General features: G+C 72.5%; 14 protein-coding genes. 8 read left to right on the top strand and 6 right to left on the bottom strand.

Going from position 1 to position 23,017, the window contains the following annotated elements; genetic code table 11:
- Positions 1-18 precede the first annotated feature (18 nt).
- The 5 genes from V5O46_RS24295 to V5O46_RS24275 all read left to right on the top strand — a co-directional run bounded on the left by V5O46_RS24295 (position 19) and on the right by V5O46_RS24275 (position 8,667).
- Positions 19-1,674: an amino acid adenylation domain-containing protein gene (locus V5O46_RS24295; RefSeq protein WP_332886800.1), complete on the top strand. Its 1,656-nt coding sequence runs from the start codon at positions 19-21 to the stop codon at positions 1,672-1,674.
- Positions 1,671-2,999, top strand: a complete 1,329-nt coding sequence (locus tag V5O46_RS24290; protein WP_408649045.1) for a ferredoxin reductase domain-containing protein — start codon at positions 1,671-1,673, stop codon at positions 2,997-2,999. The genes V5O46_RS24295 and V5O46_RS24290 overlap by 4 nt, the downstream gene beginning before the upstream one ends.
- A gap of 5 nt (positions 3,000-3,004) precedes the next feature.
- Entirely contained in the window at positions 3,005-3,805 is an 801-nt protein-coding gene (locus tag V5O46_RS24285) for an enoyl-CoA hydratase-related protein (protein WP_408649044.1), read from the top strand.
- Between the two features lie 551 nt (positions 3,806-4,356).
- Positions 4,357-6,030, top strand: coding sequence for a serine/threonine-protein kinase (locus V5O46_RS24280; RefSeq protein ID WP_332886799.1), 1,674 nt, complete (start codon positions 4,357-4,359; stop codon positions 6,028-6,030).
- Positions 6,031-6,921: 891 nt separating this feature from the next.
- The gene (locus V5O46_RS24275; protein WP_408649043.1) at positions 6,922-8,667 is read left to right on the top strand and encodes a hydroxysqualene dehydroxylase; all 1,746 of its coding nucleotides are present in this window, start codon (positions 6,922-6,924) and stop codon (positions 8,665-8,667) included.
- Between the two features lie 413 nt (positions 8,668-9,080).
- Here V5O46_RS24275 and V5O46_RS24270 read toward each other — a convergent pair whose 3' ends face one another.
- Together V5O46_RS24270 and V5O46_RS24265 are read right to left on the bottom strand one after the other, a co-directional pair.
- Entirely contained in the window at positions 9,081-10,625 is a 1,545-nt protein-coding gene (locus V5O46_RS24270) for a fused MFS/spermidine synthase (RefSeq protein WP_408649042.1), read from the bottom strand.
- A gap of 260 nt (positions 10,626-10,885) precedes the next feature.
- A complete protein-coding gene (locus tag V5O46_RS24265; protein WP_332886797.1) occupies positions 10,886-12,514 on the bottom strand; it encodes a GMC oxidoreductase in 1,629 nt (542 codons plus the stop codon).
- Positions 12,515-13,058: 544 nt separating this feature from the next.
- On the opposite strand from V5O46_RS24265, the gene V5O46_RS24260 reads away from it, so the two are divergent.
- From V5O46_RS24260 to V5O46_RS24250, 3 genes are all read left to right on the top strand, one after another.
- Entirely contained in the window at positions 13,059-15,530 is a 2,472-nt protein-coding gene (locus V5O46_RS24260; RefSeq protein ID WP_332886839.1) for a SpoIIE family protein phosphatase, read from the top strand.
- Between the two features lie 613 nt (positions 15,531-16,143).
- Positions 16,144-16,506, top strand: a complete 363-nt coding sequence (locus tag V5O46_RS24255) for an RNHCP domain-containing protein (protein WP_332886796.1) — start codon at positions 16,144-16,146, stop codon at positions 16,504-16,506.
- A gap of 26 nt (positions 16,507-16,532) precedes the next feature.
- Complete coding sequence (locus tag V5O46_RS24250; protein WP_332886795.1) at positions 16,533-16,961, top strand: RNHCP domain-containing protein; 429 nt, start codon at positions 16,533-16,535, stop codon at positions 16,959-16,961.
- A gap of 75 nt (positions 16,962-17,036) precedes the next feature.
- On the opposite strand, the gene V5O46_RS24245 is transcribed toward V5O46_RS24250, so the two are convergent.
- The 4 genes from V5O46_RS24245 to V5O46_RS24230 are packed head-to-tail and all read right to left on the bottom strand — an operon-like array spanning position 17,037 to position 22,780.
- Positions 17,037-18,236, bottom strand: coding sequence for a sugar ABC transporter permease (locus tag V5O46_RS24245; RefSeq protein WP_332886794.1), 1,200 nt, complete (start codon positions 18,234-18,236; stop codon positions 17,037-17,039).
- Complete coding sequence (locus V5O46_RS24240) at positions 18,233-19,012, bottom strand: ATP-binding cassette domain-containing protein (RefSeq protein ID WP_332886793.1); 780 nt, start codon at positions 19,010-19,012, stop codon at positions 18,233-18,235. The genes V5O46_RS24245 and V5O46_RS24240 overlap by 4 nt, the downstream gene beginning before the upstream one ends.
- A 25-nt stretch (positions 19,013-19,037) precedes the next feature.
- Positions 19,038-20,171, bottom strand: a complete 1,134-nt coding sequence (locus tag V5O46_RS24235) for a sugar ABC transporter substrate-binding protein (protein WP_408649041.1) — start codon at positions 20,169-20,171, stop codon at positions 19,038-19,040.
- A 17-nt stretch (positions 20,172-20,188) separates the two neighbouring features.
- Positions 20,189-22,780, bottom strand: coding sequence for a SpoIIE family protein phosphatase (locus V5O46_RS24230; protein ID WP_332886791.1), 2,592 nt, complete (start codon positions 22,778-22,780; stop codon positions 20,189-20,191).
- Positions 22,781-23,017 lie beyond the last annotated feature (237 nt).

Raw genomic sequence — 23,017 nt, 5'->3', positions numbered from 1 at the left:
CCGCTCCCGGAGTCCGAGATGACCGAGCAGCTGTCCCTGAACACAGCGATACCGTCACAGGCGCACCGCACCGCCGATACTCCTCTCCGCGGTCGACGTCCCCCCGGCCCGCGAACACGGCGCCCCTCGTGGGATCCGGCCTCGCTCGCCCATCTGCCGAGGGATCAGTGGTGGCTTCTCCACCAATTCGGCCAGGGTCCGGCAGCGGCTCCGTCGCACCCCTGCATCCACCATCCGATCGAGGAGTTCGCCGCGGCCCGGCCCCGCGCGACGGCCGCCGAGCACGAGGGACGGACGCTGACCTACGGCGAGCTGGACGCGCAGGCGAACCGCCTCGCCGCGCTGCTCACCGAGCAGGGTGTCCGCCCCGGCGACCGGGTCGGGCTGTTCCTGCGGCGGTCGCTGCCGCTGCTGGTCGGTGTCGTCGCCATACTCAAGACGGGCGCCGCGTATGTGCCCCAGGACGCGGAGCAGGCCCCCGCGGCCCAGCTGGAGCACGTGATCCGCACCGCCGGGATCACCGTGGTGCTGACCACGTCGGCCTACCGGGACACACTGCCGGTGCCGCCCGGAACCCGGCTGGTGGCCGTGGACAGGATGCTGGAGGAGCCGGCTGCCCCGTACGCCCCCGAGTTCCGGCCGCTGCGTCCCGTCCAGCCCGAGGACGTCTGTTACGTCCTGTTCACGTCCGGGACGACCGGTCGCCCCAACGGGGTCGCCGTCACCCATCGCAACGTCTGCAACCTGCTGCTCACCGCACCGGGGGACCTCGGGATCCGGCCGGGCTGGCGGGTCGGTCAGATCCTCAACATCGCCTTCGACATGGCCGCGTGGGAGATCCTCGGGGCGCTCGCCCACGGCGCGACCCTGGTGGTGCGCGGCACCGAGACGACGGCGGCGGTGCGTGACGCAGACGTGATCATCGCGACGCCCAGCGTGCTGGCGGCGATCGACCCGGGTGACTGCTCACGGGTACGCGTGGTGGCCGTGGCGGGCGAGCCGTGTCCGCGTACGCTGGCGGACACGTGGTCGCGTCGCTGCGCCTTCTACAACGGCTGCGGTCCGACCGAGACGACCATCGTCAACACTCTCCAACGGCACTGCCCCACCGCGCCGTCGCTGACGATCGGCCGGCCCACCCCCAACAACACCGTCTACGTCCTCGACCCGCAGGGGCGGCTCTGTGCCCCGGGGGAGGTCGGCGAGATGTGGGCGGGCGGTGACGGTGTGTCCGCCGGGTACCTCGCCGCCCCGGACCTCAACACCGAGCGCTATGCTCCCGATCCGTTTCTCGGCGGCTCACGGCTGATGTTCCGCACCCGCGACCTGGGACGCTGGACCGCCGAGGGCGAGCTGGAGCACCTGGGACGCACGGACGACCAGGTCAAGGTCCGCGGCTTCCGGGTGGAACTGGACGCGGTGTCCAGCGTGCTGGAGACCGTGCCCGGTTGCCAACGGGCCGTGACCCTCAAGGCCGACGACCGCACCCTGATCTCCTTCGTCACGCCCGCCACGGTGGACGCCGAGGCGGCCCGCGCGGCCGTCGCCGACGCGCTGCCCTACTACTGCGTGCCCGCCGTCGTGCACCCTCTGCCGCACCTGCCGCAGACCGACCGCGGCAAGGTCGACAAGGCGGCGTTGCGCCGGCTCGCACGGGAGGGCGGCACCGCATGAGGTCCTCAGCCTCGCCCGCGCGGGCCCACGGCCGGAAGCACGATCCGGCTCCCGCGGAGTCCGCGGCCGGTCTTCCGAATCCGCTGCCGCCGCTGCGCCGCATGTTCAAGCATCCGCGCCTGATGCACTACAACCGACTGGTCGCGCTGGTCGTACTGGTCAACCTGATCGTCGCGGGAGCCGCCGTGCCCGGCGGCATCGACCCGCGGACCTCCGCCGACGCGGTGCTCGTGAACCTGGCCGTGGCGATCCTGATCCGGCAGCAGTACGTGATCAACGCACTGTTCCGGGTGGCCACCGCAGCGCCCGTCTCCTGGCCCCTGCGGCTGCGCTGGACGCTCGGCAAGGTCTACCACTTCGGTGGCCTGCACGTGGGCGGTGCGCTGTGCGGCACCGCGTGGTTCACGATCCTGCTGGTCCAGCTGGCCATGGCGGGCGCGGGTACGGCCCTGCTGGCCGTCTCCTACGCGCTGGTGGTCCTGCTGGGCCTCCTGGTGGTCACCGCGCTGCCGCCGGTGCGCGGCCGGTTCCACGACGCCTTCGAGCGGATCCACCGCTTCGGCGGGTGGGCGGCTCTCGCGCTGTTCTGGTGGCAGACGCTGCTGCTCGTGCACGGGGACGGCCGCTCCGCACTCGCCGCTCCGCAGACCTGGTTGCTCGCACTGGTGACGTTCAGCGTCGCCCTGCCGTGGCTGCGGCTGCGCAAAGTGCCGGTGTCGGTGGAACGGCCGTCCTCCCATGTGGCGCTGGCACATTTCGACCACGGGCATACCCCGTTCGCCGGCTCGTCGACGGCGATCAGCCGCAGTCCGCTGTGGGAGTGGCATTCGTTCGCGAACGTTCCCGCCCCCGGGCGCAGCGGTTTCCGGCTGACCGTGTCGCGAGCCGGCGACTGGACCGGTTCGTTCATCGACGACGCCCCGGACCACGTCTGGGTCAAGGGCATCACCACGGCCGGCGTCGCGAACATCGAGACGCTGTTCACGAAGGTGGTGTACGTGGCGACCGGCAGCGGGATCGGCCCCTGCCTGCCGCACCTGCTCGCCGGCGAGGTTCCCGCCCGCCTGGTATGGGTCACGCGATCCCCACGGGAGACCTACGGCGACGCCCTGGTCGAGGAGATCCTCACGGCGCAGCCGGACGCCACCGTCTGGGACACCTCCGCCCGCGGCAAGCCGGACATGGTGCGGCTCGCCTGCCAGGCGCGGCAGGAGTGCGGTGCCGAGGCCGTGATCTGCATCTCCAACAGGCACGTGACCTGGAAGGTGGTCCACGGCCTGGAACGCCTGGGCATCCCCGCCTACGGCGCGATCTGGGACTCCTGACCGGTATGGAGGGAAATCACACCGTGAACGAACAGAACCTGCGCCACATCGTCGTCCGGCGGGACCGGGGCGTGGTCACCGTCCGCCTGCACCGCCCGGCCGTCCGCAACGCGTTGAACAGCGCTCTGCTGGACGAACTCCTCGGCACGCTCGCCCCGCTGGACGGGGATCCGGAGGTGGGGTGCTTCGTCGTCACGGGATCCGACGGGGTGTTCGCCGCGGGCGCGGACATCGCGGAGATGGCCGGTCGATCGGCCCCCGAGATGGCGGAGGAGGACTACTTCGCCCGCTGGGAGGAGTTCGCCGCCCTGCGGACGCCGAAGGTCGCCGCGGTGGACGGGTACGCCTTGGGCGGCGGCTGCGAACTGGCGATGATGTGCGACATCGTCGTCGCATCCGACCGGGCCGTGTTCGGGCAGCCCGAGGTCCGGCTCGGGGTCATGCCCGGCATCGGCGGGACCCAGCGGCTGACACGTCTGGTGGGCCGGGCCAAGGCCATGGACCTCGTCCTCACGGGGCGTCGGATGAGTGCCGAGGAGGCCGAACGCGCCGGTCTCGTCTCCCGGGTGGTACCGGCGGCCGACCTCACGAGAGAGGCCGCCGGCATCGCCGCCACCGTCGCCGGTCTCGGCCGGGCCGCGGTGCGTGCGGCGCGCGAGGCCGTGGACCAGTCCCTCGAGGTGGGGCTCAGTCACGGGCTGCGGTTCGAGCGCCGCTCCTTCCACGCCCTGTTCGCGACCGAGGACCAGAAGGAGGGCATGCGGGCCTTCCTCGAGAAGCGCCCGCCCACGTTCACCGGGCGCTGACGGGCCTCCGCGGTGCCCGGTCCGGCCGGGCACCGCGACGGACGCGACGGCCGGGTGGGCTCGGCAAGGAGGTCGACACCCGGTTCCTGCAGGATGCGCCCGCCTCCGTCGCACGCAGACGCCGGTCCGCCGGAGAACCGGCGGGCGCCGGCTCCGTGGCGGACGCGGTGGAGCCGGCGGTCCGCGAGCCGGCGGCGTACCCGGCGACGTCCAGTGCGGCGATCGCCGGGCGGATGGGAGGTCGTTGTAGGCCCTGAAGCGACGGGTGCGGCGGCTGCTACCGGGCTGCCGTGCCGCTGAACCGGTCTGCCGGACGCCCTGTCGGCCCGGCGCGGGCGCGGCGGGCTCCGCGGTTCCGCCCTGGGACGTGCGCCGCCGGGCCTCGGGCACACCGGCCGTCCTCGGTGCCGGTGACCAGGACTCATATGCTCCCGGGTCGTCGCCGTGCGGATGCTGCCGTCGAGGCGGTCGCGTCGCTGAGCTACAGTCTCGGCACCCGTTCCGGGCCGGGCGTGCCGGCTCCGGGGGATTCACGCTGGAGGAAGAGGCACATGCGCCCCGGACACTTCGAGCTACCCGGCTACGACGTCCAGGAGGTCCTGGGGCAGGGCGGGTTCGCCACGGTGTACCGGGCGCGTCAGCTGGTGGTGGACAGGGAGGTCGCGCTCAAGGTGGACAGCAGGAGGCTGTCCACGCACCGCGACCGGCAGCGGTTCATGCGCGAGGTCACCTCGGCCGGGCGGCTGTCCGGGCATCCGCATGTGGTCGCCGTGTACGACGCCGGGGTGCTCGACGACAACCGCCCCTACATCGTGCTGGAGCTGTGTCCCGGCGGTTCGTTGGGCGAGCGGCTGTTCCGGGACGGACCGCTGCCGGTGAAGGAGGCCCGCGACATCGGGGTGGGCATCGCCGACGCGGTGGCAGCCGCCCACGCCGCCGGGGTGCTGCACCGCGACATCAAGCCGGGCAACATCATGGTCAACCAGTACGGCACAGCAGCCCTGACCGACTTCGGACTCGCCGCCGTGCCACGGCCGGATCAGGAACTGTCCGTGACCAGGGAGGCGCTGACTCCGGCGTACGCGCCGCCCGAGGCGTTCCGCATGGCGGAGCCGTCGCCGGCCGGGGACGTGTACTCGCTCGCCGCCACCGTGTACGCCCTGTTGCTGGGGCGCCCACCCCATTTCCCGGAGGACGGCGGCCAGCTCGGCCTCGCCGAACTCATCGTGCGGCACACCTGGCCCTATCCCGCCCTGCCCGCCGTACCGGCAGCCCTCAACGAGGTGCTCGGACAGGCCCTGTCGGCGGACCCGGCACACCGGCCGGCCCACGCCGGGGCGCTGCGGGACGGTCTCGCCGCCGTCGACCTCGACACGGTCGATCTCGGCCGCTTCGGACCGGCACCCCGCATGACCACCGCCGGCGGCCCCGCCCACCAGGGGGATCGGGACGACTCCGCGCCGCCCCGCACCCCGCCCCGGGACAGCGCCCCGTCGACCCGGTCGCCACGGGACCCCCTTCCGGCCGGGACGGCTCCGGGAGACCCGGGCGAGGCACCGGGGACCGGGGTGAGGACGGTCGAAGCGGACGGCCGAGAGCGCAGGAGGTGGCGGCTCCGGCCGATCGCCGTCGTGGCGGCGGTTGCCGTCGTGACCGTCTCCGTCACGGTGCCGATCACTGTGGTGATCTCCCGGAGCGGGCAGTCGAGCAGCGGCGCGGACTCCTCCCCCAACGCCTCGCCCTCGTCGGCGGGCACGACCGCAGCAAGCAGCTCGCCCTCCTCGTCCGGCTTCGGCGGGGCGGCGACCACCACCGAGAACTGCCCCGCCGCGGCCGTTGAGGGTGTGGGCGGCCGGTGTGTGACCACTGCCGAGTGCTGGAGCGGGATCCTCGATGTCTCGGGGATCGTCACCGTCAGCCGTGCGGACTGCCAGGTGAGACACGTGTGGGAGACCTTCGCCATCGCCCCGCTGCCCGCGGACGGCATGACGAACAACGCACGGGATCTCATCAAGCACCCCGATGTCAGGGCGCTGTGCGCCCAGCAGGTCATGGCCGGGACCAGGTCCCCGCAGGGCGCGGATGTCGCCGACGACTGGCAGATCACGGTGATTCCGCCGAGCGCTGCGCAGTGGGACGACGGGCTCCGTGTCTTCCGCTGTGTCGCCGCAGCCGGCACGGAGGACGGGGAGAAGACCGGCAGCCACTTCGGGACCGTTGGCTGAGCGAGCAGCTGCGCCGTCGCCCGCCGGGCCGCTCGTCGCGCCGATGCTGGAGGTGCTCGCCGATGAACCACACCACCGCCATCTCTTCCAGGTCCTCGGTCTGCTCTCGGCATGGGTCCCGCCGCCGCAGCGGCGCTGCCGACCCTGTACCGGCTCTCAGACCAGGACCACACCGTCGTCTCCTACCTCGCCGGGGACCATGCCGGACTCCTCGACGACCGGTTCCGCGCCCGCCATGCGCAACGCCATCGAGGCCATCGAAGGTCCGGCTCGTGTTCGTCTCGCAGGCGTCGACGGCGAAGGCGCTTCACCGGACGGAGGGCGACAGCCCTCCTCGGTACGGGTCCGGCCGCGTCGCCGCCTCGTCGCGGCGGCGGACGTCGACCGGCGTGCAGGGGCGGGCGGACCGCCGGGCCGCCCACGGACCAGCGCAGGGTCCGGACCGTGCACCAGGCCGCCCCTTCCGCCGGCGTTCAGGAGCAGGTGGAGCGCGTCCCCCGGCTCTCCGGCAGCTGGTCACCGAGGTTCCTGACGAGCGACCTCCCAGGTGGTCGAGGCCGACGGGCATCAAGTGGGCGGTGCCAGGGGGCTGTTGACCACGACGGAGCGTCGAACGGGCATCCCGGGCACCGCCATCGGAACCCTGACCGGCAGGTGTTGCAGGGCACATGGTGAGGGGTGCACGCAGGGATCGGCGGCAGCATCTGCCGCGGGGGTACGGGGCGTTCGGCGGGTCGGGCGTGACCCCGGTTTCCAGCCATTGAAGGATCGGGGCCCCACGTGGGCTTCCGGGCCACAGGGGTTCTTCGTATGCTCCTGCGCCGGACGGCATGGTTACCTGCGGTAAGAGGGGGACGGATGGCTGGTTCGGGCACCTCACGACGCACGTTCATGGCCGGGACCGCCGCTGCCGGCGGCGCCGCCGCGCTGGGCACGGCCCGTACCGCGACGGCCGCGGGGCGGACGGCCGCAACCCGCGCCCCGGGATCGGTCGCCGTGCTCGGCGGCGGGGTGGCCGGGCTGACCGCCGCCCACGAACTCGCCGAACGCGGCTTCCGTGTCACCGTCTACGAGCGGCGGGCGCTCGGCGGCAAGGCGCGCAGCATGGGCGTGCCGGGCAGCGCGCGCGGCGGGCGGCGGGAACTACCCGCCGAGCACGGCTTCCGGTTCATCCCCGGGATCTACCACAACCTGCCCGACACGATGCGGCGCATTCCGTTCCCGGGCAATCCCCACGGCGTCTGGGACAACCTCGTCGCCCCCTCCGAGATGTCCTTCGCCCGCACCGGCCGTGAGGACCTGCGGCTCCCCCTCCCCTGGCCCGGCCACCGACCGCCCGACCTCTCGCTCGACGACGTCCGCCGCGCGCTGACCGCCGTCATGGAGACCGCACGCGGGATACCCCCGCACCAGACGGCGTACTTCGTGAACCGCGTCCTGGTCTTCCTCACCAGCTGCGACGAGCGGCGCAACGAGGTCTGGGAGGCCACACCCTGGTGGGACTACATCAGGGCCGGGCGGATGAGCCACGACTACCAGCGCATCCTGGCCGTCGGGGTCACCCGCAACATCGTCGCCACCAAGGCGGAGGAGGCCAGCACGCGCACGGTCGCCAGCCTGCTGGAGGCGTTCCTCTTCAACGGGCTCGGGCGCGGCGCGGACGGCCCGCTCGACCGCATCCTCAACGCGCCCACGAACGAGGCGTGGATCGACCCGTGGATCACCCATCTGACGTCGCTCGGTGTCGAGTTCGAGGTCGGACGGACCGTACGGGAGGTGCTGTACGACGGAGGCAGGGTCACCGGCGCGCGGATCACGGACCGGACCGGCCGGGCGCGGACCGTGACCGCCGACCACTACGTGTGCGCGATGCCCGTCGAGCACGCCCGCCGCACCTGGGGCGCGGCCCTGCGGGCCGCCGATCCCCAGCTCGCGCGCTGCGACGAGCTGGAGACGGACTGGATGACGGGCATCCAGTTCTATCTCACCGAGTCCGCTCCCCTGCTCGACGGGCACCTCAACTGCGTGGACTCGCCCTGGGCGCTGACGGCCATCCAGCAGGCCGGGCACTGGCCGGGCCGGGACTTCTCCCGCGACTACGGCGACGGCGCCGCCGTCGACTGCATCTCCGTCGACATCTCCGAGTGGGACAGGCCCGGTGTGCTGTACGGCAGGACGGCCAAGCAGTGCACCCGGACCGAGGTCGCCAGGGACGTGTGGGCGCAGCTCAAGGCGGCGCTGAACGACACCGGCAAGGCTGTGCTGAGGGACAGCGCGCTGCACTCGTGGTTCCTCGATCCCGGCGTCGACGGCATCGGCACGCCGCATCCGGTCAACGAGGACGAGCTGCTGATCCATCCCGTGGGCACCTTCCACAACCGGCCGACGGCGGCGACGAGGATCCCGAACTTCTTCCTCGCGGGTGACTACGTGTCGGTCGACATCGATCTGGCGACCATGGAGGGCGCCAACGCGTCCGCGCGGGCGGCGGTCAACGCGCTACTGGACCGGGCGGGTTCCGATGAGTCGCACTGCACGATCACGCCGTTGTACCGGGCCCCGGAGCTGGAGCTACTCAAGCGCCACGACCGGACCCGCTACCGCTGGGGCCTGCCGAACGCGCTGGACCTGGGCTAGGCGGACGGACCGTACGGGCGTATCCGCTCCCCGGGCCTCGCGGGGCGGTCTCCGGCGCGGTCTTCGCCCTCTGCGCGGTCCGGGGCGGGCGGGCTCGACCGCCGGGCCGCAGACAGACGGGGGCAGCGGCGGCGGGGACGGAAGGACCGGTCCGGCACCGCTCTGGTTCGGGGTGGCGGAGGAGTACCTGCTGGTCTGCCCAGACTCCCGGCACCCGAGCACGCAGGCCGACCAGGTCGTGGTGCCGGCCCTCGCCGGAGTCGGCGGCCAGGACGCCACCGAACTCACCCGCAGCCGGGCCGAGATCCGCGCCCCCGGCGATCGGGCTGCCGCTGATCGGGGCACGGCCACCTGCCCGTGCCCACATCCCCGGTATCGGCGTCGCTGCCGCCCCGGACGGCAGGAGGACCCGGTCACCGGCTGCGCTGTGGACCGTAGGGCTGGAGGAGCTGGTCGACAGGTGCGTAGTCGTCGGTGAGCGGTCGGGCATCGCCGATCCAGGAGGTGAGGTCGTCGCCGGAGGCGATCTTCCAGCCGGTCCGCCGGGAGTCCAGCACCTCCTGGGTCGCGCTCAGGTCGACTGATCGGTCGGAGGCGAGCACCACCAGATTGCCGCCGTCGGGGGTGGCCGTCGGGTCGAGGCCGAGGTCGCCCGGTTCACCGATGAGGGCGACGTACCGGAAGGTCTCGCCGAGGGTGGCCAGTTCGGCCCGTGCGAAGGCCATGTCACCGTGATCGATGAGGTTGGCGACGTACAGGCCGTCCTCCGTGAGCACCCGCCGCACGTCGGTCATCGCCTCCACCGTGGTGAGGTGCCACGGCACGCTGACGCCCCCGAAGGCGTCGCCGACGACCAGGTCACGGCTGCCGGCGTCCAGCCGCCTCATGCCGAGCCTGCCGTCCTCGACGCGTACGTCGGTACCGGCCCCCGGTCGCAGACCGAGTCGGTCGCGGTCGACCCGCACGACCCCGCCGTCGATCTCGGACACCACGCTGCGCGTCCCGGGCCGCGTGGCCTCGAGGTAGCGGGGAAGGGTGAGACCGCCGCCGCCCAGGTGGTGGGCGGCGAGTGGCTCACCCTCGGGAAAGGCCGCATCGACGACCGAGGCGATGGCGCGCACGTAGGCGAACTTCAGGTAGGTCGGGTCGTCGATGTCGACGTAGGAGTGCCGAAGGCCGTCCAGGACGAGTGTACGGCCGCTCTCCCGGTCGGGGTCCGCGACGACCCGGGCACAGTGGTACTTGGTCTCCACGTCGCAGCCCCTGGGCGTGACCAGGGCGACGAGACCCCCACCGACGACCACGAGTGCCAGGGCAGGGGCGCCGCTCCACCCCCGCGTCCGCCACTCGACCAGGGCCGAGCCGACCACCAGCAGCGCTCCGAGGCCGATCAGGATGCCGCTGACCGGCAGTCGCGACACGAGGACGAAGCCGGTGAGGACGGTGCCGGCGATGGCGCCGACGGTGCCGACGCCGGACAGGCGGCCGACCACCGTTCCGGTCTCGGCGAGGCTGGTCAGACGCAGTTTGGTCACGATCGGCGTCACCGCGGACAACAGTGCGCCCGGCACGAGGATGGTCAGCGACGCGATGAACAGGAGCGCCGGCGGTGCCCACTCCGCCGTGGTGCGCAGCACGGCCGGGGTGAGCGCCACGACCGCTCCCGACGTACCGAGCGAGGGGCCCAGAAGCCGGCGTGGATCGACCTGGTCGGCGAGGCGACCGCCCAGCCAGGATCCGAGGGCGATCGCGGTCAGGGCGATGCCGATCACCATCGTGCTGGTCTCGAGAGTGAGGCCGAGGTAGGGAGCGAGCAGCCGCAAGGCGACGATCTCGACCACCAGGACTGCGGCCGAGGAGCCGAAGACGAGCACGGCCGCGACACGCGGGCCGAGACCCCGGCTGCGCAACGGGCCTTCGGCCGGGGGCGACGGAGACAATCTGGTCACGGCCGACATCCTTGCATGCAACTCGTCCACGGACAGGCGATGGGAGAAGCGCCGCGTACTCCTCCCCCGCAGCCCGGCGGGCGGCCCCGGCCTGGCCCCGGGGGCGCGGGTGTCGACGCCGTGTCCGCGCGCACGCGCTGGTCGCGCAGGGCATGGTCGTGGGTGGCCGGCGGCCCTCCCTTGCACCGGGGAGGCCGACCCGTCGCGCCGTGACCGGGGCTCGGGCGGAACGTGGGGGCGGGCGCCCTCGCGGACGGGATCGGCGCGGTCTACCGGGCGTAGTCCTCGGCGAGGACCCGCTCGATGTTGCGCTCGGCGAGCGCGGTGATCGTGAGGAAGGGATTGACCCCGACGGAGCCCGGCACCAGAGCGCCGTCGGTGACGTACACCCCGGGGGCACCGCGGACCCGGCCGTAGTCGTCGGTGGCCCGGCCCAGCACACAGCCGCCGAGGGGGTGGTACGTGAAGTCGTCGGCGAAGGTCTTGTTGCCGCCGAAGAGGTCGTACCGGTAGATCGTCGCGTTCCTGAGGTTGATGCGGTCGAACAGCTTCCTGGCGGCTTCGACGGACACCCTGCTCTGTGCCGCGGTCCACCGCAGCCGTACCGCGTCGGTTCCGGCGTCGTAGACGAGCGTGCCGCGCTCCGGGTTCCTGGTGATGGCCAGGTACAGGCTGATCCAGTGCTCGAAGCCCATGGGCAGCGGGGCGATCTCGGCGAAGACGGGGTTGGCGGTGTTGGACCAGTCGTCGATGGCCATCACCGGCATCGTCGCCTGGTCGGCGCCGACGGTGTCCCAGAGGTGGTTGGCCCGCGCGGTCATGACGTTGCCGTTGGTGCCCCAGCCCGTGCCGAGGTACTCGCTCAGGTCGGGCAGGGCACCGCAGTCGCGGGCGCGCAGCAGGAGTTCGGTGGAGCCCAGGCTGCCGGCTCCCAGGAAGAGCCGGGTGCAGCCGATCTCGCGGGTGGCGACGACCTTGCCGGCCGTGTCGATGCGGTCGGCGGTGACGACGTAGGTGCCGTCCGGCTGTCTGCTCAGTGCGCGGGCCCGGTGGAGCGTCTCGATCGTGACGTTGCCGGTGCCGAGTGCGGCTGCGAGATAGGTCTTGTCGAGGCTGCGCTTGCCGTGGTTGTTGCCGTAGATGACCTCTCCGGCGAGCGCGGAGCGTACGGCCTGGCCCGCGGCCTCGCGCTGCATGTACCCGAAGTCGTAGACGTTGGGTACGAAGACGGTCCGCAGGCCGGCGTTCGCGGCGTGCTTGCGGGAGATCCGCGAGAAGCGGTACCACGCGGTGGCCTCGAACCACGCCGGGTCCACGGTGTTGACGCCGAGCGCCCGCCGGGCCAGCGGGAAGTACCGGTCGTACATGGCCGCCGCGTCGACGTCCGGCAGCATCTCGGAGAAGTACGCGCGCTGCGGGACGACGGCCATCCCGCCGTTCACCAGCGATCCGCCGCCGACGCCGCGGCCCACGTACACCGACATGCTGTCGAAGTGCACGCGGTCGAGGACGCCGGGGTAGCAGCTGATGTCCTTGTTGACGACGTCGAGCCAGAGGAACTGTGCGAGCGGGGCCTCGGTGCGGGTGCGGAACCACATCGAGCGGTGGTCCGGGGCGCCGGTGCTGCAGAAGATCTTCCCGTCGGGGCCCGGGGAGTCCCAGACCCGGCCCATCTCCAGTACGAGGGTGGGGATTCCGGCCTCGCCGAGGCGCAGGGCTGTGACGGCGGCGCCGTAGCCGGAGCCGATGACGAGGGCGGGTGTGTGGTCGGCGGCTCCGGGTCCGGGAGTCGCCGCGCCGGCCGTGGTCACGGGGCCGATGCGAGTGAGGCCGAGCGCGGCTGCGGTCTGGAGGGCGCCGATTCCAAGAATATGACGGCGCGTCAGTTCTGGTGTCATGTTGCGCAGCATGTGCGGACTTTCCGGTTCCGCCTATCCGCTGCGCAGAACTTTTCGGCAGCGCGCAAGAGGGCGGTTCGCGCCGTGCGGGCGGGACCGTGGCCGGGATCGTGCGGATCCCGGCGCAAGACGCGGTGAACCGGACGCCACCGGGGTGCCGCGCACGGGTGCGGGCGGGCGGCCTCGGAGGAGCGTGACGACGGTGCGGTGCAGCGGCCGTCATCGCCGTCCGGACCGCACTCGCCGTCCTCTCCCAGGTCGTCGCCGACCGCGCCACGGTCGTCCACACCGGCCCGTACCCCGGGATGAGCATCGGTGACGGCCGGTAGCCGCCCCGTGGGGATCGCGGTCCCTGGGCCCGGACCGTGCGGGTGCCCGAACCGCCGACGTGCTGCGGTCTCGGCCGGGGCATCACAGGGGGTCCCCAGGCGGAGCCGCCGTCGGATCGCGGCGACGGTCCCACGAGCCGTGATCGATGTGTCTCGCCGGGTTACCGCCCCGGGCCGGTGGGGCGAAACCCGCGCACACTGGAACTGTGCGTGGAATGATCGTAGGCGGGACGGCGGAGCGCGAGGATCTGCTCACTGCTGCCGTCGTCGAAGCCGCCGAGAGAACCGGCGCGCACGCCGGCAGCGTCTTTCTCCGCTCCCGCGACCGTCGGTCGCTCGTGCTCGCCGCGACGTGCGGGGCGCCGCCCTCTCAGCTCGGCGGCTGGCGCCTCATTCCGGTGAGCAGTCCCATCCCGGTGGCCGCGGCCTACAGCTCCGGGCGCACGGTGCACCTGGCCGACGCCGACGAGACGATGCGCAGGTTTCCGCAGCTCGCAGTGGCTCTGCCGTACTCCTTCGGCTCCTGCTCCGTGCCGGTGGGCACAGGTGAGGAGACCTTCGGGGCGCTGGCGGTCGTCTGGGCGGCGTCACCCGGCGCAGAAGGGCTGTCCCAGGCCCGGCGCCGGCACCTGCGGAGCATCGCCAGACGGCTCGGGGCCTCCCTCGCCGGTCTCCGCGCCCGTACCGGCGATCCGGTCGAGTGCGACCCGCAGACGATTCCCGTGGAGACCCCGGCTCTCTCGGCACCGGCCGTGCGAGCCGGCCTGTTCGACTGGGACCTCGTCTCCGGCACCCTCACCGTGGACGACGAGTTCTGCGCGATCTTCGGTCTCGCTCCCCGTGCCTTCGACGGCCGAGTCGAGACGCTGGTCTCCTGCCTGCACCCCGGCGACCGCGCCGCGCTCCGAGCCGCCGCCCGCACGGCAGCCGCCGAGGGCCGGATCACCGCGCGGCCCCTGCGCATACGGGATCGCGGGAACGGCGGCGAGAGGTACCGCACGGTCGAGTTGTGGGCCCGCGCCATCCAGGCCGACAGCGCTCGGGCACCCGCCCGCATGGTCGGCACGGTCGTCGACGTGCAGACCGGCGGCGCGGCCGCCGCCGCGGTCGAACGGCTGCGGGACGGGGTGTTCTCCCTCGCCCCCGACGGGCGGGTCACCTACGCCAACCACAGCGCCCTGCGGTTGCTGGGCGTGCGCGGCGACGCGTTGCTGGGGCAGTTTCTCTCCGACGCGCTGCCGTGGCTGTCCGATCCCGAGGTCGAGTACCGGCACCGGTCCGCGATGATCTCGCAGGCGCCGGTCTCCTTCCTGGCCTGCCGACCACCCGACCGGTGGCTCGCCTTCTCCCTCCATCCGGAGGCGGACGGGGTGACCGGCCGGGTGGTGCCCTCCAGCCATCCGGCCCCGGGCCCGGCGCCATCGGCCTCCCCGGCCCGGACAGCGACCACTGACACCCCGGCGCGCCTGGGCGTCATGTACCACGTCCTGCAACTGGGCAGCGCGCTGACCGAGGCGGTCACCGCCCGCAGGGTCTGCGAAGTCGTCTCCGACCAGCTCCTGCCGGCCTTCGGAGGCCAGCAGATGGCGGTCTACCTGGTCCGCGACGCAACGATGCATCTGCTCCATCACACAGGCCACCACCAGGACTTCCTCGACTGGCTCGAGGGCGTACCGCTGAACGCCCGCCTGCCCGGGACGGAGACCCTGACCTCCGGCTCGCCGCTCTTCATCGAGTCGCAGCAGGACCTCTTCCGGGGCTACCCCGGCATCCCCACGGGCGAGGTGAGCTCCTGGGCGTATCTGCCGCTGATCGCCTCCAGCCGCCCGGTCGGCATCTGCGTCCTCGGCTTCGACGAGATCCACCGATTCACGGAGAAGGAGCGTGGCGTCCTCACCGCACTGGCCGGACTGATCGCCCAGGCCCTGGAACGCGCACGGCTCTACGACTCGGAGTTCGCCCTCGCGCGCGGCCTGCAGAAGGCGCTCCTGCCGCACCGGCTGCCGGTCGTCCCGGGTATCCGCACCGTCGCGCGCTATCTGCCCGGCACCCGCGGGATGGACATCGGCGGCGACTGGTACGACGTGATCCAGACCGGTAGCGGGGTCTCTCTCGTCATCGGAGACGTGGAGGGGCACAGCATCGCCGCCGCGGCCACCATGGCCCAGCTGCGCAGCGCCGTACGGGCGTTCGCCGCAGTAGGCCATACGCCCTCCGACGTGATGGCGGGCGCCAACCGGACCCTCATCGACCTCGACCCCGGTCTGCTGGCCAGCTGCTGCTACCTCCGCCTCGAGCCCCACGGCCACCACACCGACGCCGTCACCGCCGGCCACCCCCCACCCCTGCTTCGCCGTCCCGATGCGACGACCAACGCCCTTGACCTGGACGTCGGCCCCCTCCTCGGGGTGGATCGCGCGAGCGCCTATCCGGCAACCCGGATCGACCTCCTGCCGGGGTCCGTCCTCGCCCTCTACACCGACGGACTGGTCGAGGAACGCGGCACCGACATACGCGTGGGGATCGACGGCCTGCGAGCATCCCTGGCCCACACCCCGGCGGACTCTCTGGACGAACTCGCCGACCGGCTTCTGCACAACGCCCGGGGCTCCCCGAACCGGGCCGACGACATCGCCCTGCTGCTCGCGGAGTGCGGTTCCGGTCACGGTGCCGAGGGGGACACCTGATCACGGGGTGGTTCTCACGGATTCGGCACGGGCGCCAGGCCGACGCCGACGTCGCCTGCGGCCGTGCCCGGCTCCCGCACAGGGACTGCCGCGCCTCACGGCCTCCGGATGAACGGCTACGCGCTGCCGGAGGAGCTCCGCCACGCCGTGCGTGAGGCCCACGACCGAGGTGCCCGCCCCGCCCCTTCGTGCCGAGGTTCGCCGATCAGCCATTCGGGTCGCGGCAGATCGGGGGGTGCGGCACCGGCCACCGGACCGGGCCGGACGGGGCGAGGCGGGGCGAGGCGGGGCGGGGCGGGGCGGGAAAATCGTTGGCCGTCGTCGCGTCGGTGTCGTTACGGTGGTCGGCGACCACCCACCGCATACCTGGGCCAGTGGCCCGAGGGAGAGTGTCTTGATGCCCCGACCCGCGCCGAGCGCGCCTCGCCGCACCGCGTAGCCGTCCCTCCGCCGCACTTCCGCGCGGCGAGGCGGACGCCTGCTCCGGTGTCCCGTATCGCCAGCAGCGCCCTGCCCTCCCGAAGGGGGCACCGTGGTGCGTGGCCTCCCTGTCGAGGAACGCTCGGCCGGCTCTTGCTGTCATCTCAGTTCTTCTCAGCAAGGAGCATCCCGGGTGTCCAGCAACCCGCACAACACTCTGAAGATCGACACCTTCACCTGCACGTGGTGCGGCCTCACCGTCACCGCTTCCGCCGCCGACGGCACACGCCGTGAGCACTGCCCCTCGTGCCTGCACTCCCGGCACATCACCGACCACGTCGAGGGCGGCCCGAGTCACTGCCACGGGCGGATGACCCCGATCGCCATCGCCGTCCTGCGCACCGGTGACTGGATGGTCATACACCGCTGTGTGCGCTGCGACGAGCTCACCTCCAGCCCCGTCTGCTCGGACGACAACCAGCTCATCCTCATGCGCATGGCCGTCCGCCCGCTCGCACAGCCGCCGTTCCCTCTCGAAGCGCTCGGCAGCCTGTGACGGGGCCCGGGAGAGGAGAGCCGAGCATGCCACGGCGCAAGCGTTCACGCGGGCGGGCCCGGGGGGCCCGCCGCCCCCAGCGGCACAAGGACGTCCTGCACGGACACGGAGGCCACCGAGCCGGCGACTTCCGGTGCGTCCACTGCCGCCTGGAGGTGTCCCTCACCGCTCCGGGCACGGTCCACCGCAACCACTGCCCGAACTGTCTGACCAGTCTCCACGTCGACCGCCGCATTCCCGGCGACCGCTCGTCCGACTGCCGCGGACGCATGGAGGCACTGGCCATGTTCACGCGCCCCGACGGCGAATGGATGATCGTCCACCAGTGCCTGACCTGCGGCGAACTCAGCGCCAACCGCATCGCGGGCGACGACAACGCCCTCGCCCTCGTGCGGCTGGCGCTCAGACCGCTCCAGGACACCACCATGGCCGGCCGCACGATGCTGGTCCTGTAGAACCCCGGGGCGAGGAAAGGGCCCGGGCCGGAGGACCGCGCGCACCGCGCGGTCCTCCGGCGCTGAGGCACCCGCTCAGGCTCTGCCGTGCGCCTTCTGGGTCTGTCGCACCAGGGAGTCGATGACCACGGCGGCGAGCAGCACCCCTCCGGTGATCATGAACTGTACGGCGGCCTGGATGCCCAGCAGGGCCATGCCGGAGGCGATCGACTGGATGACCAGGATGCCCAGGAACGCGGACCAGGTCGTGCCGTGTCCGCCGAACAGGCTGGCACCGCCGATGACGGCCGCGGCGATGGCGTTCAGCAGCAGGAGGCCGGTGCCCGAGGTCTGGCTGGCCGACGTGATGCGCGAGGCCAGGAACAGCCCGCCGACCACGGCCATCGACGCGGAGACCATGAACACCGAGATGCGCACCCGCACGACGTTCACGCCGGCCCGGCGGGCCGCCTCGGCACCGCCGCCGACGGCGTAGACCCGTCGTCCGTACGATGTGCGGCGCAGCACGAAATCCAGCCCCGAGACGACGACCAGGAAGATCAGCAGGGCTAGCGGCAGGCCCCGGAACTCGTTGAGAACGTAGGCGGCCGCGAACGCGACCACCCCCACCACGCCCGTGCGCACCCCGATCTCGCCCAGGCGACGGTACGGCATCCCGGTGACCCTGCGGTGCCGTCTCTCCCGGTACGAGGCGAGGAAGAACACGGCCGTGACGAGCGCAGCCACCCCGTACGCAACGGCCACGTCGCTGAAGTAGTGGCTGGTCAGCATGGCGACCAGGCCCTCGTCGTCGAGGTTGACCGCGCCGCTGGTCCCCAGCACGTACAGCATCAGGCCGCTCCAGCCCAGCAGCCCCGCCAGGGTCACCACGAACGCGGGCACGCCGACCCTGGCGAAGAAGAACCCCTGCACCAGTCCGATCGCCGCGCCGCAGAGCACCGCCACGATCACGGCGAGCCACTCCGCCATGCCCTTCTGCACGTTCAGTACGGCGAACATGACCGCCCCGAAACCGCTGACGGAACCGACCGACAGGTCGATCTCGCCGATCAGCAGCACGAAGACGATGCCGACCGCGATCATCCCGGTGCCGACGATGTCCACACTCAGGTTGGACAGGTTGCGCGGCGAGAGGAAGTTGCTGTTGAGACTCTGGAAGATCACCCAGATCAGGACCAGCCCCAGGACGACCGGGACCGAGCCGAACTCGCCGTTGCCCAGCCGGTACCGAAGGATCTCGGCGTAGCCCTTGAGTCCGGCGCGGCGCTCGCTCACCACTCCCCCTGACCCGGGGGCTGGGTGCGGCGGGTCACGGCGTCCCCCGTGGCGCCGGTGATGGAGGCGATGATCTGCTCATGGGACGTGGTGGTCACATCGAAGAAGCCGTTGTTGCGGCCCAGGCGGAGCACGGCGGCCAGGTCGGCCACGGCCTTGACGTCGCCCATGTTGTGGCTGATGAGGAGCACGCCCAAGCCGTGATCGCGCAGCCGCTCGACCAGGTCGAGGACCTGGGCGGTCTGCTGGACACCGAGGGAGGCGGTCGGCTCGTCCAGAAGCACGACCTTGGGGTCGCCGAGGAGCGAGCGGGCGATGGCGACCGCCTGCCGCTGGCCGCCGGAGAGGGCGGCCACGGGAACGCGCACGTTGGGGATGCGGATGGCCAGGGTGCTCAGCAGTTCACGGGTGCGGCGCTCCATCTCCACCTCGTTGAGGACGCCGAGCCGCCGGATCTCGCGTCCGAGGAAGAGGTTGCCGACGACGTCGAGGTTGTCGCACAGGGCGAGGTCCTGGTAGACGGTGGCGATGCCCAGGTGCGTGGCGTCGCGCGGGCGCCTGACCTGCACGGGCTCGCCCTGCCACTCGATGACGCCCCGGTCGGCCAGGCCGACTCCCGCGATCACCTTGACGAGGGTCGACTTGCCAGCGCCGTTGTCGCCCAGCAGGGCGACCACCTCACCGGCGCGGATCGTCAGATCGACGTCCGCCAGGGCCTGGACGGCGCCGAAGTGCTTGGAGACGCCACGCAGGGCCAGGAGGGGAGGGACTGCCACGGATACCCACCTCCTTCCCGCCCGATTACGTCGTGAGTCCGGCCCTCTCGCAAGCCGAGGCGTACTTCGGGGTGCAGATCTGGTCGATCGTGTACATACCATCCTTGACCAGGGTGTCCACGATGTTGTCGACGGTCACGGCTATTGGGGTGAGCAGGACGGCCGGGATGTCCTCGTCGGTCGTGTTGTCGATCTCGTCCTCCGCGATGGCTTCGGCGGGCTCGCCGCGGCCCAGCGCCACGGCTATCGCGGCGGCGGCCTCGGCCTGCGGTTCGAAGGGCTTGTAGACGGTCATGGTCTGCTCGCCCTCGACGATGCGCTGCACGGCGGCGAGCTCGGCGTCCTGGCCGGTGACGGGGGGCAGCGGGCTGATGTGGTTGGCCTTGAGGGCGGATATGACACCGAACGCGAGGGCGTCGTTGGCCGCGTACACGCCGTCGATGCTGTCCGGCCCGAGGGCGGCGATGGCACCGGCCATGTTGACGTGGGCGACGTCCGACCGCCAGCCGACGGTGTCGTACGACTTGCCGATCTTCACCTTCCCCTCCAGGACGGACCGCGCGCCCTCCTCGAACCAGTCCGAGTTGGGGTCCGCCGGGTCCCCGTTCATCATGACGATCTGCCCGCCGTCCGCCTTGCCGCCCATCGCCTCGAGCAGCACCTCGCCCTGGAGCCTGCCGACCTCCGCGCCGTCGAAGGAGACGTAGGCCGCTATCGGGCCCTCGGCGAGCCGGTCGTACGCCACGACCGGCACATTCACCTCAGTGGCGTTCCGGACCGAGTTCTGCAGCGCCTTCGGGTCGACGGCATCGAGGATCAGCACGTCCACCCCCTGAGTGATCATGGTTTCCATCTGCCGCTGCTGGGTGGCCACGTTGCCCTGGGCGTTGGCGTACTCCACGGTGCAGTCGGGGCAGAGCTCGGCGATCCGGTTCTCGATCAGAGGCCGGTCGAAGTTCTCCCAGCGGGCGGTGATGGTGTCGGGCAGGAGCAGGCCGATCTTCACGGACTCCCCCGCCACGTCGCCCTGGTCCGGAGCGGCGCCCGAGTCCGCCGCCTGTCCGCAGGCGGTCAGTCCCACGGCCAGCGTGAGCGTGGCCACGAAGACGGCCGTCCTGCCCGGGCGGCTCTGCACGTCAGGGGTGCGCACGCGAACCATCTCCTCAATCGGTCCGGCTATCCCGCCGCGGCTCCGCCTTCCGGGTGGCTCGACTCCTCCGGCGGTAGGACGATCTCGCTCCACACCTGCTTGCCTCCGCTGACCGGCACCGAGCCCCAGGCCGCCGACATCGCCTCGACGAGGAGGATGCCGCGCCCCCCGGTCGCCTCCCAGTCCACGATCACCGGCTTGGCGGGCGCCCGCGGCGACGAGTCGGCCACCGCGACCCGCAGCCGGCCCCCGGCACGGGTGAGCTCCAGGCGCACCGCACCGTGGGTGTGCACCAGGGCGTTGGTGACCAGTTCCGACACGACCAGCAGGACGGCATCGGCGTCCTGCGTCACGTTCCACGAGCGCAGCGTGCGCGCGGTGAAGCGGCGGGCGTGCATGACGGCGTCCGGCAGCCGCCATACCGTCCAGCCGGCCCGGATCGGGCGGACCTTCATCCCGTCGTAGCGCAGAATCAGCAGCGCCACGTCGTCGTCGCGCCGGCCGGGGCCGCCGAGCAGCGCGTCGGCCACCCGGCCGGCGTCGGACGGGTCGGTGGCGGCGAGCGCATTGCACACCCGGCGGGTGCCCTCGTCCAGATCGAGGCTCGCGGACTCGACCAGCCCGTCGGTCATCATGGCCACGACCGTGCCGGGGGCGAGTCCGACCGAGGTGATCGGGAAGTCGGCCTCGCCGAGCACCCCCAGCGGCGGCCCGCCCTCGGCCGCCACCTCCTCGGTGGTGCCGTCCGGATGGCGCAGCAGCGGCTGCAGATGCCCGGCCCGCACGATCCAGGCCTCGCCCTCCTCCATGTCCAGCTCGACATAGCAGCAGGTGGCGAACAGGTCGGTCTCCATGCCGACGAGCAGCCGGTTGGCGTGGGAGACGACCACGTCGGGCGGGTGGCCCTCCACCGCGTAGGCGCGGATCGCCGTGCGCATCTGGCCCATGATCGTCGCAGCTCCGGCGCTGTGCCCCTGTACGTCGCCGATGACCAGGGCCACCCGGCCGTCGGTCAGCGGAATGACGTCGTACCAGTCTCCGCCCACTTCGAGCCCCGTCATCGCGGGCAGATAGCGGGCCACGGCCACCCCGCCCGGGAGCGTCGGGAGCCTGCGCGGAAGCAGGCTGCGCTGCAGCATGGTGGCCAGCTCGTGCTCGGCGTCGTAGGCGTGCGCGCGCATCAGGGCCTGGCCCACCAGACCCGCGGTCGCGGTCAGCAGCGACCGCTCCTCAGGGCTGAACGCGTGATCCCGGTCCCAGCCGACCAGGCACACGCCGACCACCCGGCCCCGGGCGGGCAGCGGCAGGACGGCGAGGCCGCCGGGCCCGACACCCGCGAGCCCGGGCTCCAGGGCGGTACCCGCGGCCCACAGGCTCGGACGGCCCTCGCGCAGCACGGTCTCCAGCGTGGGCAGGGCGCGGGTGGGGGCGTCCGGCCACTCGCCGCGCCATTCGGACCGCCAGGATTCCGGCCAGGCTCTGGGGTCCGCCGGGTCGAGGATGGTGACCACCATCCGGTCGGCCTCGATCTCCGCGAGCGCCATCCGGTCGGCGCCGAGCGGCTCGCGCAGCGCGGCGACCACGGCCCGGCTGACGTCCCGGATGGTCATCGCGTTGGCGAGCGTGGCGGACAGCCACTGCACGCGGGAGACCTCGTCGGCCCGGGGCCGCAGGTGCGAGGCGTCGGCGACCACGCCGAGCACCCGTTCCGGCGTGCCGGTGGCGTCGGCCAGCACCCGGCAGCGCAGCCGCAGCCAGCGCAGCTCACCGGTCGGACGGCGGACGCGGAACTCCAGCTCGCGGCTGCCGGAGGCCATCTGGCCGGGCTCGACGACGGACATCAGGGCGGGCAGGTCGTCCGGGACGGTGTGGGCGAGCAGGGTCGCCACCTGGCCGTCGAACTCGTCCGGGGCGATGTCGACCAGCTCGAGCATCCGTTCGTCTGCATCGATCCGGCCGACGCTCAGGGTCAGGGTGAACGAGCCGACGCTGAGGTGGTTCAGGGCCGACTGCGGTCCGGACGGCGGTGCGGGCCCGAGGACCCCGGTCTCTTCCGGCAGGCCGCCCGGCCGGTCTCCCGGGTGGTCACCCGTTCGCCCGCCCGGCCCGCCGCCCGCCTGGATCCGCGCGGCGACCTGGTCGGCGTACAGCTCCAGGAAGCCGCGGCGGTCGTCGCCGAAGCCGTCGGGTGCGTCGTCCAGGACGACCAGACAGCCCAGCCGCCTGCCGTCCGCGCCCAGCGGCAGCACACCCAGTGAGACGCCGGGCGACAGGGCCTCGGGACCGGTGTCGCCGTAGGCGGCGAGCTCCGTGGAGGCGAGCCACAGCGGCCGGCCCCGCTGGAAGGCCTCGGCGACGGGAGAGCGCCCCGACAGGGCGAACCCCGGCGGCAGCCCGTACCGGGCGACGGGGCCGCCGACGGTCCCCGCCAGCCGCAGCTCGTCTCCCTCGCCCGGCACGTAGACAGCCGCCAGGGCTGCCCCGGCGAAGGCCGGAACCTGCTCGGTCACGGCCTGCTCCGCCGCCCGCGGCCGAGCGGCCCCGGCATCGCGCGGCCCGACCACCAGGCCCGACCGGGGCCTGGGGACGTCGACCCCGGCACCGTCATCACTGGACATCTCGCCATCCCACCTCCAGCCCGTGCCGCGCGTCCTGGCAGGCAAGGGCGTGGAAGGCGCTCACACCTCTCAGAATGGCACAGCCACGGTGACCCGCCAGCGAGCCGGGCAACAGCCGACCCGCCGGTAGCCTTCGGCCCGGGGACGGCCTGCCGGGAGATGCCTCCGGGGGGTCTTCACGGATCGCTCGTCCCGGCGACGGCGCACCGCGGGTGAGCGGACGTTCCCTGTCCTCTC

Origin of the sequence: Streptomyces poriticola (assembly GCF_036689765.1) — a bacterium.
Taxonomy (GTDB): domain Bacteria; phylum Actinomycetota; class Actinomycetes; order Streptomycetales; family Streptomycetaceae; genus Streptomyces; species Streptomyces poriticola.
The sequence above is the reverse complement of the archived record's forward strand: the minus strand, read 5'-3'. Positions and strand labels throughout refer to the sequence as shown.

Excerpts from the sequence above, each read along its gene's own strand:
- V5O46_RS24295 (WP_332886800.1), top strand. The coding sequence starts at position 19 with ATGACCGAGCAGCTGTCCCTGAACACAGCGATACCGTCACAGGCGCAC.
- V5O46_RS24290 (WP_408649045.1), top strand. The coding sequence starts at position 1,671 with ATGAGGTCCTCAGCCTCGCCCGCGCGGGCCCACGGCCGGAAGCACGAT.
- V5O46_RS24285 (WP_408649044.1), top strand. The coding sequence starts at position 3,005 with ATGGAGGGAAATCACACCGTGAACGAACAGAACCTGCGCCACATCGTC.
- V5O46_RS24280 (WP_332886799.1), top strand. The coding sequence starts at position 4,357 with ATGCGCCCCGGACACTTCGAGCTACCCGGCTACGACGTCCAGGAGGTC.
- V5O46_RS24275 (WP_408649043.1), top strand. The coding sequence starts at position 6,922 with ATGGCCGGGACCGCCGCTGCCGGCGGCGCCGCCGCGCTGGGCACGGCC.
- V5O46_RS24270 (WP_408649042.1), bottom strand. The coding sequence starts at position 10,625 with ATGTCGGCCGTGACCAGATTGTCTCCGTCGCCCCCGGCCGAAGGCCCG.
- V5O46_RS24265 (WP_332886797.1), bottom strand. The coding sequence starts at position 12,514 with ATGACACCAGAACTGACGCGCCGTCATATTCTTGGAATCGGCGCCCTC.
- V5O46_RS24260 (WP_332886839.1), top strand. The coding sequence starts at position 13,059 with ATGATCGTAGGCGGGACGGCGGAGCGCGAGGATCTGCTCACTGCTGCC.
- V5O46_RS24250 (WP_332886795.1), top strand. The coding sequence starts at position 16,533 with ATGCCACGGCGCAAGCGTTCACGCGGGCGGGCCCGGGGGGCCCGCCGC.
- V5O46_RS24235 (WP_408649041.1), bottom strand. The coding sequence starts at position 20,171 with ATGGTTCGCGTGCGCACCCCTGACGTGCAGAGCCGCCCGGGCAGGACG.
- V5O46_RS24230 (WP_332886791.1), bottom strand. The coding sequence starts at position 22,780 with ATGTCCAGTGATGACGGTGCCGGGGTCGACGTCCCCAGGCCCCGGTCG.